Source organism: Rhodococcus sp. IEGM1339 (assembly GCF_050321925.1).
Taxonomy (GTDB): domain Bacteria; phylum Actinomycetota; class Actinomycetes; order Mycobacteriales; family Mycobacteriaceae; genus Rhodococcus; species Rhodococcus pyridinivorans.
In genome coordinates this window covers 105,343-121,218 of record NZ_JBNQFT010000010.1, presented here as the reverse complement: position 1 = coordinate 121,218, position 15,876 = coordinate 105,343, and the positions used below count along the sequence as shown (strand labels likewise).

The 15,876-nt window shown below is 68.2% G+C and carries 12 protein-coding genes; 4 read left to right on the top strand and 8 right to left on the bottom strand.

Annotated features, from left to right (window positions below; all coding sequences use genetic code 11):
- Positions 1–120 precede the first annotated feature (120 nt).
- The 3 genes from ACQR3U_RS12450 (at position 121) to ACQR3U_RS12440 (ending at position 6,120) form a co-directional block, all read left to right on the top strand.
- The gene (locus tag ACQR3U_RS12450) at positions 121–1,671 is read left to right on the top strand and encodes an alpha/beta hydrolase (RefSeq protein WP_230810248.1); all 1,551 of its coding nucleotides are present in this window, start codon (positions 121–123) and stop codon (positions 1,669–1,671) included.
- An 85-nt stretch (positions 1,672–1,756) separates the two neighbouring features.
- The gene (gene glnA, locus ACQR3U_RS12445) at positions 1,757–3,094 is read left to right on the top strand and encodes a type I glutamate--ammonia ligase (RefSeq protein WP_006554416.1); all 1,338 of its coding nucleotides are present in this window, start codon (positions 1,757–1,759) and stop codon (positions 3,092–3,094) included.
- A gap of 14 nt (positions 3,095–3,108) precedes the next feature.
- On the top strand, positions 3,109–6,120 hold the full coding sequence (locus ACQR3U_RS12440) for a bifunctional [glutamine synthetase] adenylyltransferase/[glutamine synthetase]-adenylyl-L-tyrosine phosphorylase (RefSeq protein ID WP_230810249.1): 3,012 nt from the start codon (positions 3,109–3,111) through the stop codon (positions 6,118–6,120).
- Positions 6,121–6,127: 7 nt separating this feature from the next.
- Here the strand turns inward: ACQR3U_RS12440 and ACQR3U_RS12435 are convergent, their stop codons facing one another.
- The 4 genes from ACQR3U_RS12435 to glnA (ACQR3U_RS12420) form a co-directional block, all read right to left on the bottom strand.
- Complete coding sequence (locus tag ACQR3U_RS12435; RefSeq protein WP_039958655.1) at positions 6,128–6,463, bottom strand: hypothetical protein; 336 nt, start codon at positions 6,461–6,463, stop codon at positions 6,128–6,130.
- Positions 6,464–6,709: 246 nt separating this feature from the next.
- The gene (gene katG, locus ACQR3U_RS12430; protein ID WP_230810250.1) at positions 6,710–8,893 is read right to left on the bottom strand and encodes a catalase/peroxidase HPI; all 2,184 of its coding nucleotides are present in this window, start codon (positions 8,891–8,893) and stop codon (positions 6,710–6,712) included.
- Between the two features lie 37 nt (positions 8,894–8,930).
- Positions 8,931–9,371 (bottom strand): Fur family transcriptional regulator, encoded by a 441-nt coding sequence (locus tag ACQR3U_RS12425; protein WP_170318573.1) that lies wholly within the window; start codon positions 9,369–9,371, stop codon positions 8,931–8,933.
- Positions 9,372–9,596: 225 nt separating this feature from the next.
- Complete coding sequence (glnA, locus tag ACQR3U_RS12420; RefSeq protein ID WP_006554411.1) at positions 9,597–11,033, bottom strand: type I glutamate--ammonia ligase; 1,437 nt, start codon at positions 11,031–11,033, stop codon at positions 9,597–9,599.
- Between the two features lie 210 nt (positions 11,034–11,243).
- On the opposite strand from glnA (ACQR3U_RS12420), the gene ACQR3U_RS12415 reads away from it, so the two are divergent.
- A complete protein-coding gene (locus ACQR3U_RS12415) occupies positions 11,244–11,720 on the top strand; it encodes an RDD family protein (protein ID WP_033097791.1) in 477 nt (158 codons plus the stop codon).
- Positions 11,721–11,831: 111 nt separating this feature from the next.
- Here ACQR3U_RS12415 and ACQR3U_RS12410 read toward each other — a convergent pair whose 3' ends face one another.
- From ACQR3U_RS12410 to sucB, 4 genes are all read right to left on the bottom strand, one after another.
- Positions 11,832–12,572: a DUF4191 domain-containing protein gene (locus tag ACQR3U_RS12410; protein ID WP_006554409.1), complete on the bottom strand. Its 741-nt coding sequence runs from the start codon at positions 12,570–12,572 to the stop codon at positions 11,832–11,834.
- An 83-nt stretch (positions 12,573–12,655) separates the two neighbouring features.
- The gene (gene lipA / locus ACQR3U_RS12405) at positions 12,656–13,666 is read right to left on the bottom strand and encodes a lipoyl synthase (RefSeq protein ID WP_024101310.1); all 1,011 of its coding nucleotides are present in this window, start codon (positions 13,664–13,666) and stop codon (positions 12,656–12,658) included.
- 54 nt (positions 13,667–13,720) lie between these two features.
- Positions 13,721–14,500 carry a lipoyl(octanoyl) transferase LipB gene (lipB, locus tag ACQR3U_RS12400; protein ID WP_006554407.1) on the bottom strand — a complete coding sequence of 260 codons (780 nt, stop codon included), beginning with the start codon at positions 14,498–14,500 and terminating at the stop codon, positions 13,721–13,723.
- 127 nt (positions 14,501–14,627) lie between these two features.
- Positions 14,628–15,876, bottom strand: a 1,249-nt coding sequence (gene sucB / locus ACQR3U_RS12395; RefSeq protein ID WP_428692123.1) for a 2-oxoglutarate dehydrogenase, E2 component, dihydrolipoamide succinyltransferase, incomplete at its 5' end; no start/stop codon positions are given.

Genomic DNA, 15,876 nt, shown 5'->3' with positions numbered 1-15,876 from the left:
CACTCGGCCCGGAGAGCGCGAAGGCCGCGCAGCGGTGCGATTCGTCACACCGAACGACCGCTCGGAAGAGAGTGCAGGTCGTGTCGCTGCAGGTTGACCGGGGCATGGCACGATCGGATCGTGCCCCATCCTGCTCGCGCGCGCATCCGTCGTCTGTCCGTCCTGGCGCTCGTGGCCGCTGCCGCGGCGACCGCGTGCGGTGACACCGCGCAGGAACAACGACAGCCGTCGGCGGTCGGAGTGGTTCCGGGCCTCGAACGGTTCTATGAGCAGGACGTCGACTGGGAGTCGTGCGGGCCGTACGACGCCGACGGGACGATGATGGTGCGGCAGGGTGTGGAGTGCGCACGCATCGAGGTTCCCCTCGACTACGAGGACCCGGACGGTGAGGTGATCACCCTCGCGGTGTCGCGACTGCCCGCCGGCGGCGACCGGATCGGTTCCCTGCTGGTCAACCCCGGCGGCCCGGGCGCCTCGGGACTGTCCACCGCGCTCGCGGCCGACGGCACCGTCCTCGCCGACCGCTTCGACGTGGTCGGCTTCGACCCCCGCGGTGTCGGATCGTCCGAACCGGCGGTCCGCTGCCTCACCGACGCCGAGTTCGACGCCGACCGTGCTGTGGACGACGGGGACACGAGCCCTGAGGGCATCGCCGCGACGGAGAAGCGCAATCGCGAGTACGCGCAGTTGTGCGCCGAACGCAACGGTACGGATCTGCTCGCCCACGTCGGCACTCGTGAGGTCGTGCAGGACATGGACGTGCTTCGCGGCGTTCTGGGCGACGACGCGCTGACCTATCTCGGCTACTCCTACGGCACCCGGCTCGGCACCCTCTATGCCGAGGCCTTCCCGGGCCGGGTGCGGGCGATGGTGCTCGACGGTGCGATCGATCCGGAGCAGGACCCGGTCGAGGAGATCGTGCTGCAGGCCGTGGGCTTCCAGAAGGCCTTCGACGAGTTCGCGGCGTACTGTGCGCAGTACGCGGGGTGCCCCCTCGGGGCCGATCCGGCCCGGGCCGCCGAGCGGTTCCGGGGGCTCGTCGACCCGCTGCTCGACGCTCCGGCACCGACCACCGATCCGCGCGGACTGAGCCACCGCGACGCCATCACCGGTGTGCAGCAGGGCCTGTATTCGCCCACCCTGTGGGGTTCGCTGCGCGGTGGGCTGGAGGCGCTCGCGACCACCGGCACCGGCGACACCCTGTTGCGGCTCGCCGATCTCTACGAAGGGCGCGGCGAGGACGGCACCTACAGCAACATCACCGACGCTTTCAACGCGATCCGGTGCGTGGACGACCCACCGGTGACCGACCGGGCGCTCGCGGGCGAACTCGACACGCGGTTCCGCGCGGCCGCACCCTTCCTCGACGACGGCCGCGGCACCGGATCGGCGGCCCTCGACGTCTGTGCCTTCTGGCCGGTGCCGGCCACCGGGGAACCGCACACTCCCGACGTTCGCGATCTGCCGCCCGTGCTCGTGGTCTCGACGACCGGGGATCCCGCGACCCCCTACGACGCGGGGGTCGAACTCGCCGCCCGGCTCGGTGGTGTCCTGGTGACCTTCGAGGGAACGCAGCACACCGTCGCCCTGGACGGCAACGAGTGCGTGGACACCGCTGTGACCAGCTATCTGGTGGATCTCGAGGTGCCCGCGCGGGATCCTCGCTGTTGACCGGAGGGGCGTGTGAGCGACACGCCATCCGGATGCGCCTGCCGATGTAACACGGAATTAACGGATTGTGCCTAGTCTCGCGGGTATGGATCGCCAGAAGGAGTTCGTGCTCCGCACCCTCGAAGAGCGCGACATTCGGTTCGTGCGTCTGTGGTTCACCGACGTCGTCGGCACTCTCAAGTCGGTGGCGATCGCGCCTGCCGAACTCGAAGGGGCCTTCGAGGAGGGCATCGGCTTCGACGGCTCGGCCGTCGAGGGCTTCTCCCGCATCTCCGAAGCCGACATGGTTGCGCGTCCCGACGCCACCACCTTCCAGGTGCTGCCCTGGAGCGACGACCGGGGCCACCAGTACTCGGCCCGGATGTTCTGCGACATCACCATGCCCGGCGGCACCCCGAGCTGGGCCGATCCCCGCCACGTGCTGAGGCGTCAGCTCAACAAGGCTTCCGATCTCGGGTTCAGCTGCTACGTGCACCCCGAGATCGAGTTCTTCCTCGTCGAGGACGGCCCCGAGGGCAGTGCACCCGTGCCGGCCGACATCGGCGGCTACTTCGACCAGTCGGTGCACCGTTCCGCCCCGCACTTCCGGCGTCACGCCATCGACGCGCTCGAATCCATGGGTATCTCGGTGGAGTTCAGCCACCACGAAACCGCACCGGGCCAGCAGGAGATCGACCTGCGCTACGCCGATGCGCTGTCCATGGCCGACAACGTCATGACCTTCCGCTACGTGGTCAAGGAGATCGCGATGCAGGAGGGCGTGCGGGCCACCTTCATGCCCAAGCCCTTCCGCGACCACGCCGGTTCGGCGATGCACACCCACATGTCGCTGTTCGAAGGTGAGACCAACGCCTTCCACGACCCGGACGACCCGCTGCAGCTCTCGGCGACCGGCAAGGCGTTCATCGCCGGCATCCTCGAACACTCCAACGAGATCAGCGCCGTCACCAACCAGTGGGTCAACTCGTACAAGCGTCTCGTGCACGGGGGAGAGGCACCGACGGCCGCCTGCTGGGGTCCGTCCAACCGCTCCGCGCTCGTGCGTGTCCCGATGTACACCCCGAACAAGGCGTCGTCGCGGCGCGTCGAGATCCGCACCCCCGACTCGGCGTGCAATCCCTACCTCACCTTCGCGGTGTTGCTCGCGGCCGGTCTGCGCGGCATCGAGAAGGGTTACGAGCTCGCACCCGAGGCCGAGGACGACGTGTGGTCGCTGACCTCCGCCGAGCGTCGCGCCATGGGTTACCGCGAACTGCCCACCGATCTCGACATCGCGCTGCGCGAGATGGAGAAGTCCGAACTCGTCGCCGAGACCCTCGGTGAGCACGTCTTCGACTACTTCCTGCGCAACAAGTGGCGGGAGTGGGAGAACTACCGCAGCCAGGTCACCCCGTTCGAACTCGAGCAGTACCTGGGGTTGTAAGCGACGATGGAAACGTGGTGAGACCGCCCAGCGCGCGTTCGGTAGTTCCCGGCCCCGGTCGGCTCGGCCTCGTCGAGCCGACCGCCCCTGCCGAACTCGCTCGACTCGGATGGAACGACGCCGACAGCGTCGAACTGCTGTGGTCGCTGTCCCGTGCCCCGAACGCGGATCTGGCGTTGCGCACTCTCGTGCGACTGGCCGACGCGCTCGGTGACGACTGGGCCGAGCTCGACTCGGCGCTGCGCTCCGACACACGCCTGCGCGGCCGGTTGTTCGGGCTGTTCGGGGCGTCGTCGGCGCTCGGCGACCACGTCGTCGCCAACCCGGATCGCTGGAAGATGCTCGCGGGCAGCGCGGCACTGCCCGACAAGCACACCTTCACGGCGCGGATGCTGGACAGCGTCGACGCCGAACCCGAGCCCGACGGGCGGCCCGGCCGGCTGATCCACCGGGCCGGACTCGTCGGCCCACACGCGGTCGCGGCGCTGCGGACCACCTACCGCGACCAGCTCATGCTGATCGCCGCCGCCGATCTCGCCGCGGTCGTCGAGAACGAACCGGTGGTGCCCTATCTCGAGGTCGGTGCGCTGCTCGCCGACCTCGCCGATGCGGCGCTCACCGCAGCGCTCGCGGTGGCCGTGTCCACCGTGATCCCGGAAGGCCCGTGCCCGATCGACCTCGCCGTCATCGCGATGGGCAAGTGCGGTGCGCGCGAACTGAACTACGTCAGCGACGTCGACGTCGTGTTCGTCGCCGAACCCGCCGATGCCCGGGCGAGCCGGATCGCCGGCGAGATGATGCGCATCGGCACGTCGGCGTTCTTCGAGGTCGATGCCGCGCTGCGCCCGGAGGGCAAGCGCGGCGAACTCGTCCGCACCCTCGAATCCCATGTCGCGTACTACAACCGGTGGGCCAAGACCTGGGAGTTCCAGGCACTGCTCAAGGCGCGACCGATGACCGGGGATCTCGACCTCGGCCGCCGGTACATCGACGCCATGAGCCCGATGGTGTGGACCGCCTCCGAACGCGAGGACTTCGTCCCCGATGTGCAGGCGATGCGGCGCCGGGTCGAGGAGATGGTCCCGCCCGAACTGCGCGAGCGCGAACTCAAGCTCGGACGCGGCAGCCTCCGCGACGTCGAATTCGCCGTGCAGTTGCTGCAACTCGTGCACGGCCGCGTCGACGAGTCGCTCCGCGTCCCCAACACCGTCGAAGCGCTGTGCGCGCTCGCCGACGGCGGCTATGTAGGCCGCGACGATGCGGCGAACATGCGGGCGTCCTACGAATTCCTCCGCCTGCTCGAACACCGGTTGCAGTTGCAGAGGCTCAAGCGGACCCATACCCTGCCTCCCCCGGAGGACCGCGAGGCGCTGCGCTGGCTCGCCCGTGCCGCCCACATGCGACCGGACGGACGCAAGGACGCGCTCGGCGTTCTCGAATCGGAGATCAAGCGCAACTCGTCGCGGATCCGCAAACTGCACGCGCGCCTGTTCTACCGGCCGCTGCTGGACTCGGTGAGCAAGCTCGACAAGGAAGCCCTGCGGTTGTCGCCCGACGCGGCCGTCCGCCAGCTCGCCGCGCTGGGCTACAACGCCCCGCAGCACGCGATGGAACACCTGGCTGCGCTGTCCGGCGGGGCCTCACGCAAGGCGCGCATTCAGGCGCTGCTGCTCCCGCAGTTGCTCGAATATCTCGGGGAGACAACCGATCCCGACGCCGGTCTGCTCGCCTACCGACGGCTGTCCGATGCGCTCTACGACACCGTCTGGTTCCTGCGGGTGCTGCGCGACGAACCGGCGGTGGCCGAACGCCTCATGACGGTTCTCGGCTCGTCGGCCTACGTCGCCGACCTGCTGGTGAAATCTCCCGACGTCATCCGCCTGTACGCCGACGCCTCGACCGGGCCGCGGCTGCTCGAGGCGAACCCGCCCGAGGTGGCGCGCGCCCTCGTCGCATCGTCGTCGCGCTACTCCGATCCCGCTCGCGCCATCGCCGCCGCGCGTTCGCTGCGCCGCGCCGAACTCGCGCGCGTCGCGAGCGCCGACATCCTCGGCATGCTCGACGTGCCGCAGGTGTGCCGGGCGTTGTCCACGGTATGGGCGGGTGTCCTCGAAGCCGCGCTCGACGCGGTGATCCGGGGCTCGGAACAGTCCCGCGGACCGGCGCCGGCGCGTATCGCGGTGATCGGGATGGGCCGGCTCGGAGGCGGCGAACTCGGCTACGGATCCGACGCGGACGTGCTGTTCGTGTGCGACCCGCTGCCGGACGCCGACGAGACCGATGCGGTCAAGTGGGCCACGAGCATCGCCGAGCAGGTGCGGCGACTGCTCGGCGCGCCGAGCACCGACCCACCGCTCGAGGTCGATCTGGATCTGCGTCCGGAAGGTCGCAGCGGTCCCATCGTCCGGACGTTCGCTTCCTACCGGGCGTACTACACGCAGTGGGCCGAGGTGTGGGAGGTACAGGCGCTGCTGCGTGCACACGCCGTCGCGGGTGACCGCGAGCTCGGCACCCGCTTCCTGCACATGATCGACGACGTGCGCTATCCCGAGGGTGGGGTCTCGCAGGAGGCCGTCCGCGAGATCCGGCGCATCAAGGCACGCGTGGACTCCGAGCGGCTGCCGCGCGGGGCCGACCCGGCCACCCACACCAAACTCGGACGGGGCGGTCTCGCCGACATCGAATGGACCGTGCAGCTGCTGCAGCTCCAGCACGCCTACCGGCTCCCGGCGCTCCGCACGACCTCGACGCTCGAGGCGCTCGGCGGCATCGGCGCCGCCGAGCTGCTCAGCGCGACCGACGTCGAACTCCTGCGCACGGCATGGATCACCGCGACGGATGCGCGGAACTGTCTCGTGCTCGTCCGCGGCAAGCCGACCGACCAGCTCCCGGGGCCGGGACGGCAGCTCGAAGCCGTTGCCCGCGTGACGGGTTGGCGTGGTGAGGACGCGTCGGAGTTTCTCGACCACTACCTGCGCGTCACGCGTCGTGCGCGGGCGGTCGTCGAGCGGGTGTTCTGGGACTAGCCGAGCGTCAGTCGCAGAAGACGACGAGTGCGAGTCCTCGCCAGACCTCGACCTCGGTCTTGTCCCACTCCTTGTTCTCGTGGTCCCAGTCGTACTCGACCTCGACGTCGTAGCCACGGTCGCGTTGCTCGGTCACCCTGCAGTTCTGCATGGTGCTGCCGGACCGGTTGAGGATGATGTAGGGGACTCCCGCGTCGGAGAGCACCTGCTGTGCCTGCTCTTGCGACATGCCGACGACGGAGATGTCGGTCTGGGCCGCTGCGGTGCCTGCGAGTGCGACGGACAGAGGGACGGGGGACAGCATGACAGCGGCGCATGCTGCCGAAACGAGGGATCTACGCATGGTGGCCTCCCGAGGAGACGTGTCGTTCGGATACGGACCACGTCGCATCCACTCCCCCGCGAGCGAGTGTGACGAACATCACCAAAGCTGTGTCCTCACGGTACACCCGTGTGCAGTACGGCTGTCCAGTCGGTTTCGGCTCGGCGGACCTGCGCACGACCCCCTGCACACGACGGAGCCACCCGCCGAACACGAGGGGTGGCTCCGGGACGGTGCGTCAGGCGCGGTCGTGGACCGCCGGCGCGGTCACTTCTTCAGATCGAAACGATCCAGGTTCATCACCTTCGTCCAGGCCGCGACGAAATCGCGGACGAACTTCGGGCCGGCATCGTCGGTCGCGTAGACCTCGGCGAGCGCCCGCAGCTGCGAGTTGTGCCCGAAGACCAGGTCGACGGCGGTCGCGGTGTATTTGACCTGGTCCGATCCCCGAGCGCGTCCTTCGTAGACGCCCTCGCTGTTCTGCGAGACCTTCCACTCGGTCCCCATATCGAGCAGATTGACGAAGAAGTCGTTCGTCAGGGTCTGCGGGCGGTCGGTGAAGACCCCGTGCTTGCTGCCGCCGTGATTCGCGCCGAGCGCACGCAGACCGCCGACGAGCACCGTCGTCTCGGGAGCGGTCAGCGTCAGCAGGTTGGCGCGCTCGAGGAACAGCTTCTCGGGCGGAAGCTTCTCGCCGCCGCGCAGGTAGTTGCGGAAACCGTCGTGCTTCGGCTCGAGCACCTCGAACGACTCGACGTCGGTCCACTCCTGGCTCGCATCGGTGCGGCCGGGGAAGAACGGAACCGTGATGTCGTGTCCCGCATCCTCGGCGGCCTTCTCCACCGCGGCGTTACCGGCGAGGACGATCAGATCCGCCAGGGAGACCTTCTTGTTGCCGCCCGAGCCGTTGAAGTCCTGCTGGATACCCTCGAGGATCTGCAGTACCTGTGCGAGCTGCTCCGGTTCGTTGGCTTCCCAGTCCTTCTGCGGCTCGAGTCGCACGCGTGCGCCGTTCGCGCCGCCGCGCTTGTCGGTGCCGCGGAAGCTCGCAGCCGACGCCCAGGCGGTGGCGACGAGCTGCGGGATCGTCGCTCCCGAGTCGAGGATCTTCGCCTTGAGGGAGGCGGCGTCGCTGTCGTCGATCAGCTCGTGGTCGACCTCCGGCACCGGGTCCTGCCAGATCTGCGGTTCCGGGATCCACGGCCCCCGGTACCGCGAGATCGGACCCATGTCGCGGTGCAGCAGCTTGAACCACGCCTTGGCGAACTCCTGCTCGAGTTCCTCGGGATGGTCGAGCCAGCGCCGGGTGATCTCGCCGTAGACGGGGTCGTAGCGCAACGCGAGGTCGCTGGTGAGCATGCCCGGCGCGTGCTTCTTCGTCGGGTCGTGGGCGTCGGGCACGGTGTCCGCGCCGGCACCGCCTTTCGGCGTCCACTGCCACGCACCGGCGGGGCTCTTGGTCTTCTCCCACTCGTAGGCGTACAGCGTCTCGAGGAAGCTGTTGTCCCACTTGGTCGGAGTGGGCGTCCAGGTGACCTCGAGACCGCTGGTGATCGTGTCGCCACCGACACCGGTGCCGTACGAGTTCTTCCAGCCGAGACCCTGCTGTTCGAGCGGGGCACCCTCGGGTTCGGGACCGAGATTGTCGGCGGGAGCGGCACCGTGCGTCTTGCCGACGGTGTGACCGCCGACGATGAGCGCGGCCGTCTCGACGTCGTTCATCGCCATCCGGGCGAACGTCTCACGGATGTCGCGTCCGGACGCGAGGATCTCCGGGTTGCCGTTGGGGCCTTCGGGATTGACGTAGATCAGACCCATCTGGACGGCACCCAGTGGGCCCTGGAGTTCGCGCTCACCGGCGTAGCGTTCGTCGCCGAGCCAGGTGTCCTCCGGGCCCCAGAAGACCTCGTCGGGCTCCCAGATGTCCTCGCGGCCGAACGCGAAGCCGAACGTCGTGAACCCCATCGACTCGTAGGCGCAGTTGCCGGCGAAGACCAGCAGGTCGGCCCAGGAGAGCTTGCGGCCGTACTTCTGCTTGATCGGCCACAGGAGACGACGGGCCTTGTCGAGGCTGACGTTGTCGGGCCAGCTGTTGAGCGGAGCGAACCGCTGCGCGCCCTTGCCGCCGCCACCGCGACCGTCGGCGATGCGGTAGGTGCCGGCCGAGTGCCAGCTCATACGGATGAACAGACCCCCGTAGTGACCGAAGTCGGCCGGCCACCAATCCTGGGAATCCGTCATCAGGTCGATCAGATCCTGACGGAGCGCCTCGACGTCGAGGGATTCGACTTCCTTCGAGTAGTCGAAGTCGGGTTCCAACGGATTGGACAGCGGTGAATGCTGGTGCAGGACAGTCAGATCCAGCTGGTCCGGCCACCAGTCCTGATTGGTCCTCGGCCGGTGCGGTGACGGCTCGGGGGAGGGGATTGCCGGGTTTTCGCTTTCGGACACTGCGGTTTCCTTCCGGATCAGGGTCGATCGGACCGATTCAGGGCTGTTGTCGTGGATCGTCTGTCGAACAGTCGCGGCACAGGCCCCAGAAGACGACGTCCGCCTCGTCGACGTCGAAACCTGCGTCGTCCACCGGTGACAGGCAACGCGAGTCGCCGATGGTGTGGTCGACATCCGAGATCGCGGCGCAGGACCGGCAGACGAGGTGGTGATGGTTGTCGCCGACGCGCACCTCGTACCGCGCGTGGAAACCTGCGGGCCGGATTCGTCGGAGCAGGCCGTGTGCCGAGAGCGCGTGGAGGATGTCGTACACGGTGTGCCGGCCGATGCCGGGAACGACGGCGCCGACCGCGTCGAAGATGCGATCGGCATCGGCGTGCGGGTGCTCGTGCGCCGCATCGAGCACCGCCAGACGCTGTCGGGTCACGCGAAGACCGGCTGCGCGTAACCGCTCGGAGAAATCCCGCGTCGAGGGCACGTGCCCACTATGGACCACTTTTCTGGAACCGGTCGCGATTTCGCCGGATTCGATGACGAACAAACGATTCTCGCGCGCCGAACCGGGGCTTGCTGCTGCTGCAGCAGGGGCGAACCCCGTTTCGGCGCGCGAGGATGCCGGAGCGGAAGGGGCGCAGACAAGGCGAGAGGCCGCCCGTCCCGGAAGGGACGAACGGCCTCTCGAAGAGTGCTTACCGGACTCGACTCAGCAGTCGAAGTACAGCTGGAACTCGTAGGGGTGCGGGCGCAGGTTGACCGGAGCGATCTCCTGCTCGCGCTTGAGCGAGATCCAGGTCTCGATGAGGTCGGTGGTGAAGACGCCGCCCTCGGTGAGGTACTCGTGGTCGCGCTCGAGGTTGTCGATCACGGCCGACAGGCTGGTGGGGGCCTGCGGGATGTTCTTGGCCTCCTCCGGCGGGAGCTCGTAGAGGTCCTTGTCGACCGGAGCGAGCGGCTCGATCTTGTTCTTGATGCCGTCGAGGCCGGCCATCATCTGCGCCGCGAAGTTCAGGTAGGGGTTACCCGAGGAGTCGGGAGCGCGGAACTCGAGACGCTTGGCCTTCGGGTTGTTGCCCGTGATCGGGATACGCACGGCGGCCGAACGGTTGCGCTGGCTGTACACGAGGTTGATCGGAGCCTCGTAGCCCGGCACCAGACGGTGGTACGAGTTGATCGTCGGGTTCGTGAAGGCGAGCAGCGACGGCGCGTGGTGGAGGATGCCGCCGATGTACCAGCGGGCGAGGTCGGACAGACCCGCGTAGCCGGACTCGTCGTGGAACAGCGGCTTGCCGTCCTTCCACAGCGACTGGTGCACGTGCATGCCCGAGCCGTTGTCGCCGAAGAGCGGCTTCGGCATGAAGGTGGCGGTCTTGCCGTTCTTCCACGCCGTGTTCTTGACGATGTACTTGAACAGCTGCAGGTCGTCGGCTGCGGAGAGCAGCGTGTTGAACTTGTAGTTGATCTCGGCCTGGCCGCCGGTGCCCACCTCGTGGTGGCCGCGCTCGAGCTCGAAGCCGGCGAGCTGCAGGTTGGTGGAGATCTCGTCGCGCAGGTCGACGTAGTGGTCGTACGGAGCGACGGGGAAGTAGCCACCCTTCGGGCGGACCTTGTAGCCGCGGTTCGGGGTGCCGTCGGCGTTGTACTCGGCGCCGGTGTTCCACGAGCCGGAGATCGAATCGAGCTCGTAGAACGCGCCGTTCATCTTCGAGTCGTAGGAGACGGAGTCGAAGATGTAGAACTCGGCCTCGGCACCGAAGAAGGCGGTGTCGGCGATGCCGGTGCTGATCAGGTATTCCTCGGCCTTACGCGCGACGTTGCGGGGGTCGCGGCTGTAGGACTCACGGGTGAACGGATCGTGGACGAAGAAGCTGACGTTCAGGGTCTTGGCGGCGCGGAAGGGATCGATGCGGGCGGTCGTCACATCGGGGAGCAGGAGCATGTCCGACTCGTGGATGGACTGGAAACCCCGCACGGAGGATCCGTCGAATGCCAGGCCGTCCTCGAAGACGTCCTCGTTGAACGCCTTCGCCGGGATCGAGAAGTGCTGTTCGATGCCGGGCAGGTCCGTGAAGCGGATATCGACGTATTCGACGTTCTCTTCCGCGATGTACTTGATGACCTCTTCGGCCGTGGTGAACGCCACGCTTGTGCTCCTTCAGTCGGTGCGCGCCATGGGTGCTGGGCGCCTGCGTCGGATCAGACGTTATGGATCTGGTGTTGCCCGTCCATCAAGCCTATGTTTCGCGGGTGTTACACATGCTTTCGTCCTGCTGTGAGGTCGAAAAGGTGGTATAAGTCACCGCGGCCAACACGGGTCGACGCTGGTCCGCCCATGAGAGCTTATCCTGGTGCCATGGCACGCATGACGGGCAGTTGGCTTTCCGGGCCTGCTGCGGCGCTTCCCAAAGGTCTCCAGCAGGAGCAGGACTATCCCGGGCAACTGCTCGGCCTCCCCGAACACGGCCCCGGCTCCATGGTGCCCACCGTCCGCCGGGTACTCGCCCTCGCGGTCGACTGGTTCATGTCCATGGCGATCGCGGCCGGCCTCGTCGGGGGCAACCCGCTCGAGAGTCCGCTGCTGTCGTCGTACACCCTCATCATCTGGTTCGTGGTGGGCGTGGGATGCGTGAGCCTGTTCTCGTTCACCCCCGGACAGTTCGTCGCCGGGCTGCAGGTCGTGCGGGTGGACGCCCCCGCGCGGGTCGGCATCGTGCGCGCGCTCGCACGTCAGGTGCTGCTGGTGTTCATCGCCCCGGCGCTCGTCACCGACATCGACGGTCGCGGCCTGCAGGATCGCGCCACGGGCACCGCGGTCGTCCGTTCGCGCTGACGCGCGGTCGTCCGTTCGCGCTGACCGCGACCACCCGCAAACTGCTCCGCATACACCGAAGGCCGCCTTCGTCCCCGGGACGAGAGGCGGCCTTCGGCGTAGTTCGGAAGATCAGCGGCGGCGCATCGTGCGCTGCACGCTGCGCATCTTCGCACCGGCGGGAAGCGGGCCCTTGGGCATGGCCGGCCCGGACTTCTTCGTGCTCAGCGCCGACAGGCGACCTTCGATGGTGTCCATCCGCTTGGTGTCGATGTTGCGGGGCAGCTTGTTCAGACGCTTCTGCAGCTGGGAGAGCGGGATCTGGCCCTCCTCGTTGCCGACGACGAACTCGTAGATCGGGGTGTCGCCGACGAGACGCGCGACCCGCTTCTTCTCCTGGGCCATCAGGCCCTTCACGCGACCGGGGTTGCCCTCACCGACGAGGATGATGCCGGGGCGTCCGATGACGCGGTGCACGGCGTCGAGCTGGGTGGTGCCCGCGACCGCCTGGCTCACGCGCCACGCGCCCTGCAGGTTGTCGAGCGCCCACGCGGCCGCACCGGCCTGGCCGTCGGCCTTCGCGTACACGCTCTTCTGCACGCGGCGCCCGAAGATGATGAAGGCCAACAGGACGCCGACGAGGATGCCGACCGGCAGCAGGAACCACTGGATGTCGAAGATCAGGCCGACGAGGAAGAACACCACGATCGAACCGACGAGGGCACCGATCATCCACGGCAGGAGTGCCTTGTCCTCCTTGCGCTGGATCTGGAACGCCTGCCACAGCTGGGTTCGACGCTCCTTCGACGCCTGCTTGCGTGCGGCCTTCGCCGCGGCCTTCGCTTCCTTGTCGGTCTTGCTGCCCTTCGCCATGTACTCAAGGATACGGCCCCGGTGGTGGCACGTTTACCACCACCGGGGCCGCCTGAGGACCTGCCGCGACGAGCGGCGGGAGGTCAGTTGCCGAAGCGCGCGAGAACGGCGCCGGCTTCCTGGGACGCCGTGCCCTCCTCGGCGAGATGCGCCTGGTCGGCGGGAAGTTCGCGTCCGTGGTGGGCCATCGCCTGCGCGTACAGGCGACCGGCGCGGTACGACGAACGCACCAGCGGACCGGCCATCACACCGGCGAACCCGATCTCGCGGGCGGTCTCGGAGTGATCGACGAACTCCTGCGGCTTGACCCAGCGCTCGACCGGATGGTGGAGCGGGGAGGGCCGCAGGTACTGGGTGATCGTGATGATGTCGCAGCCGGCGTCGTGCAGGTCGTGCAGCGCTTCGGTGACCTCCTCGGGGGTCTCGCCCATGCCGAGGATGAGGTTGGACTTGGTGACCAGTCCGAAGTCGCGGGCCTGCCGGATCACGTCGAGCGACCGCTCGTAGCGGAAGGCCGGACGGATGCGCTTGAAGATCCGCGGCACGGTCTCGACGTTGTGCGCGAGCACCTCGGGACGCGACTCGAAGACCTCCTGCAGCAGGTCGGGCTTGCCGTTGAAGTCGGGGATGAGGTTCTCGACGCCGGTGCCCGGGTTGAGCGCGTGGATCTGCTTCACCGTCTCGGCATACAGCCATGCGCCGCCGTCGGGCAGATCGTCGCGGGCGACGCCGGTGATCGTGGAGTAGCGCAGACCCATCGAGCGGACCGACTCGGCGACACGACGCGGCTCGTCGCGGTCGAGCGCGGCGGGCTTACCGGTGTCGATCTGGCAGAAGTCGCAGCGACGGGTGCACTGCTCGCCACCGATGAGGAATGTCGCCTCGCGGTCTTCCCAGCACTCGTAGATGTTGGGACAACCGGCTTCCTCACAGACCGTGTGCAGACCTTCGCGTCGCACCAGGCCCTTGAGGTCGGTGTACTCCGGGCCCATCTTCGCCCGGGTCTTGATCCAGTTGGGTTTGCGTTCGATCGGCGTCTGCGCGTTTCGGGTCTCGATCCGCAGCAGCTTGCGTCCTTCTGGGGCCACAGTCACGCACTCGATCGTACGCCGCCGGTCCTGCCCGGACCCGGCGGGTGCGACCGCCCTTCAGAACCGGTGTGTCGTGAATTCCGGGGTGGTGGTGGGAATTCCGGACGCCCCGACGGCGTGCTCGAAGGTGACCCGCTCGATGTCGCACTCGGTCACGGGGATTCGGCCGTCGAGAGCGGCGATGACGGCCTCGGTGACGGCCGGGATCACGTCGTCGACGGTGACCTCCCGGCCGAGTTCGCCGGTGAGCGACGCGACTCCGGCGTCGCGGATGCCGCACGGGACGATCGAGTCGAACGCGTCGAGAGCCGAATTGCAGTTGAGTGCGAAGCCGTGCATGGCGACACCACGTTGCACCCGGATGCCGATCGCAGCGATCTTGCGTTCGGGGAGCCAGTGCCCGTCGCGCAGCTCGGCGGGAAGCCAGACACCGGAGCGTCCTTCCACGCGGCCGCAGTTCAGGCCCATGTCGGTACAGACGCGGATCAGGCCCTGTTCGACGCGACGCACGTAGCCGACGACGTCGATCGGCTCGGCGAGCTTGACGATGGGGTAGCCCACGAGCTGCCCGGGGCCGTGCCAGGTGATCTTGCCGCCGCGGTCGACGTCGATGACGGGCGTGCCGTCGGTGGGGCGGTCGCCGTCCTCGGTGCGGCGCCCGGCCGTGTAGACGGGCGGGTGTTCGAGCAGGAGCAGGGTGTCGGCGCCGATGCCGTCGGCGCGCTCGTTCGCGAGTTCGCGCTGCCTCTCCCAGGCCTCGAGATAACCGAGGGTTCCGAGACATGCGACGGCGACGGGAGCCGAATCGGAACGGGCGGAAGACGAGGGATCACTCATGTTCCTGAACTCTACGCCGCACCGCAGGGGGAGGGCACCCGCTGTGGCGCGGACGCCGACGGGGGCATCACCGCAGTGGTGATGCCCCCGTCGGAGGTCGTCGGACGGATAGTCCGGATCCGGAAACCTACAGTCCCAGATCGGACTCGAACGCGCCCTCCTCGAGACGATGCTTGATCGTCTTGAGGAAGCGGCCCGCGTCGGCACCGTCGATCAGGCGGTGATCGTAGGTAAGCGGCAGGTAGCACATCGAGCGGACGCCGATGGACTCGTTGCCGGTCTCGTCGATCACCACGACCGGACGCTTGACGATGGCGCCGGTTCCGAGCATCGCGGCCTGCGGCGGCACGAGGATCGGGGTGTCGAACAACGCGCCCTGGCTACCGATGTTGGTGATGGTGAAGGTGCCACCGGCCAGCTCGTCGGGCTTGAGACCACCCTTGCGGGCACGCTCGGCGATGTCGGCGATCGCGCGGGCGAGCTCGGCCAGCGACAGGTCGCCGGCGTTGTGGATCACCGGGGAGAGCAGGCCCTGCTCGGTGTCCACCGCGATGCCGAGGTGCTCGGCCGCGTGGTAGGTGATCTCCTTCTTGCTGTCGTCGAAGGAGGCGTTGACGTTCGGGTGCGCGCGCAGCGCCTCGACGACGGCCTTGGCGAAGAACGGCAGGAAGGTGAGGTTGACGCCCTCGCGCTCGGAGAACGCCTTCTTCGCCTGGGCCCGCAGCTGGGCGATCTTGGTGACGTCGACCTCGAAGGTCTGGGTGAGCTGCGCGGTGGTCTGCAGCGACTCGAGGGTCTTCTTCGCCGTGATCTGGCGGATGCGGTTGATCTTCTGGGTCGTTCCGCGCAGCTTGGCGAGCTCGGGGCGCACACCCGGAGCCGGACTCGTCGGCGCGGCAGACTTCTGCTGCTCGCCACCGGCGGCCTTGCCACCCTCGGCGGCAGCGAGGACGTCCTGCTTGCGGATGCGGCCACCGACACCGGTGCCCTTCACCGTCGACAGGTCGACGCCGTGCTGCGAGGCGAGCTTGCGCACGAGCGGGGTGACGTACGGGGTCGCACCGCTCGGGGTGGACTCCTCCTGAGGCGCGGGCTTCGGGGTCGTCGCCGCGGTCCCGACCGGCTTCGGTGCGGGAGCCGGGGTGGCCTGCTCGACCTTCGGGGCCTGCTGCTGTGCGGCGGGCTTCTGCTCGGCGGGCTTCGGAGTCTCCTGCTTCGGAACCTCCTGCTTCGGCGCGGGCTTCTCCTCGGCGGGAGCGGACTGCTGGGCCGGGGCTTCGCTGCCGATGACGGCGAGCTGTCCGCCGACCTCGACGGTCTCGTCCTCCTGAGCGGTGATCTCGGTGAGGATGCCGGCGACCGGGGAGGGGATCTCG

What these genes read in the sequence shown, in the direction of transcription:
- glnA (WP_006554416.1), top strand. Translation starts at nt 1,757, where the DNA reads ATGGATCGCCAGAAGGAGTTCGTGCTCCGCACCCTCGAAGAGCGCGAC.
- ACQR3U_RS12415 (WP_033097791.1), top strand. Translation starts at nt 11,244, where the DNA reads ATGGCACGCATGACGGGCAGTTGGCTTTCCGGGCCTGCTGCGGCGCTT.
- ACQR3U_RS12410 (WP_006554409.1), bottom strand. Translation starts at nt 12,572, where the DNA reads ATGGCGAAGGGCAGCAAGACCGACAAGGAAGCGAAGGCCGCGGCGAAG.
- lipB (WP_006554407.1), bottom strand. Translation starts at nt 14,500, where the DNA reads ATGAGTGATCCCTCGTCTTCCGCCCGTTCCGATTCGGCTCCCGTCGCC.
- ACQR3U_RS12435 (WP_039958655.1), bottom strand. Translation starts at nt 6,463, where the DNA reads ATGCGTAGATCCCTCGTTTCGGCAGCATGCGCCGCTGTCATGCTGTCC.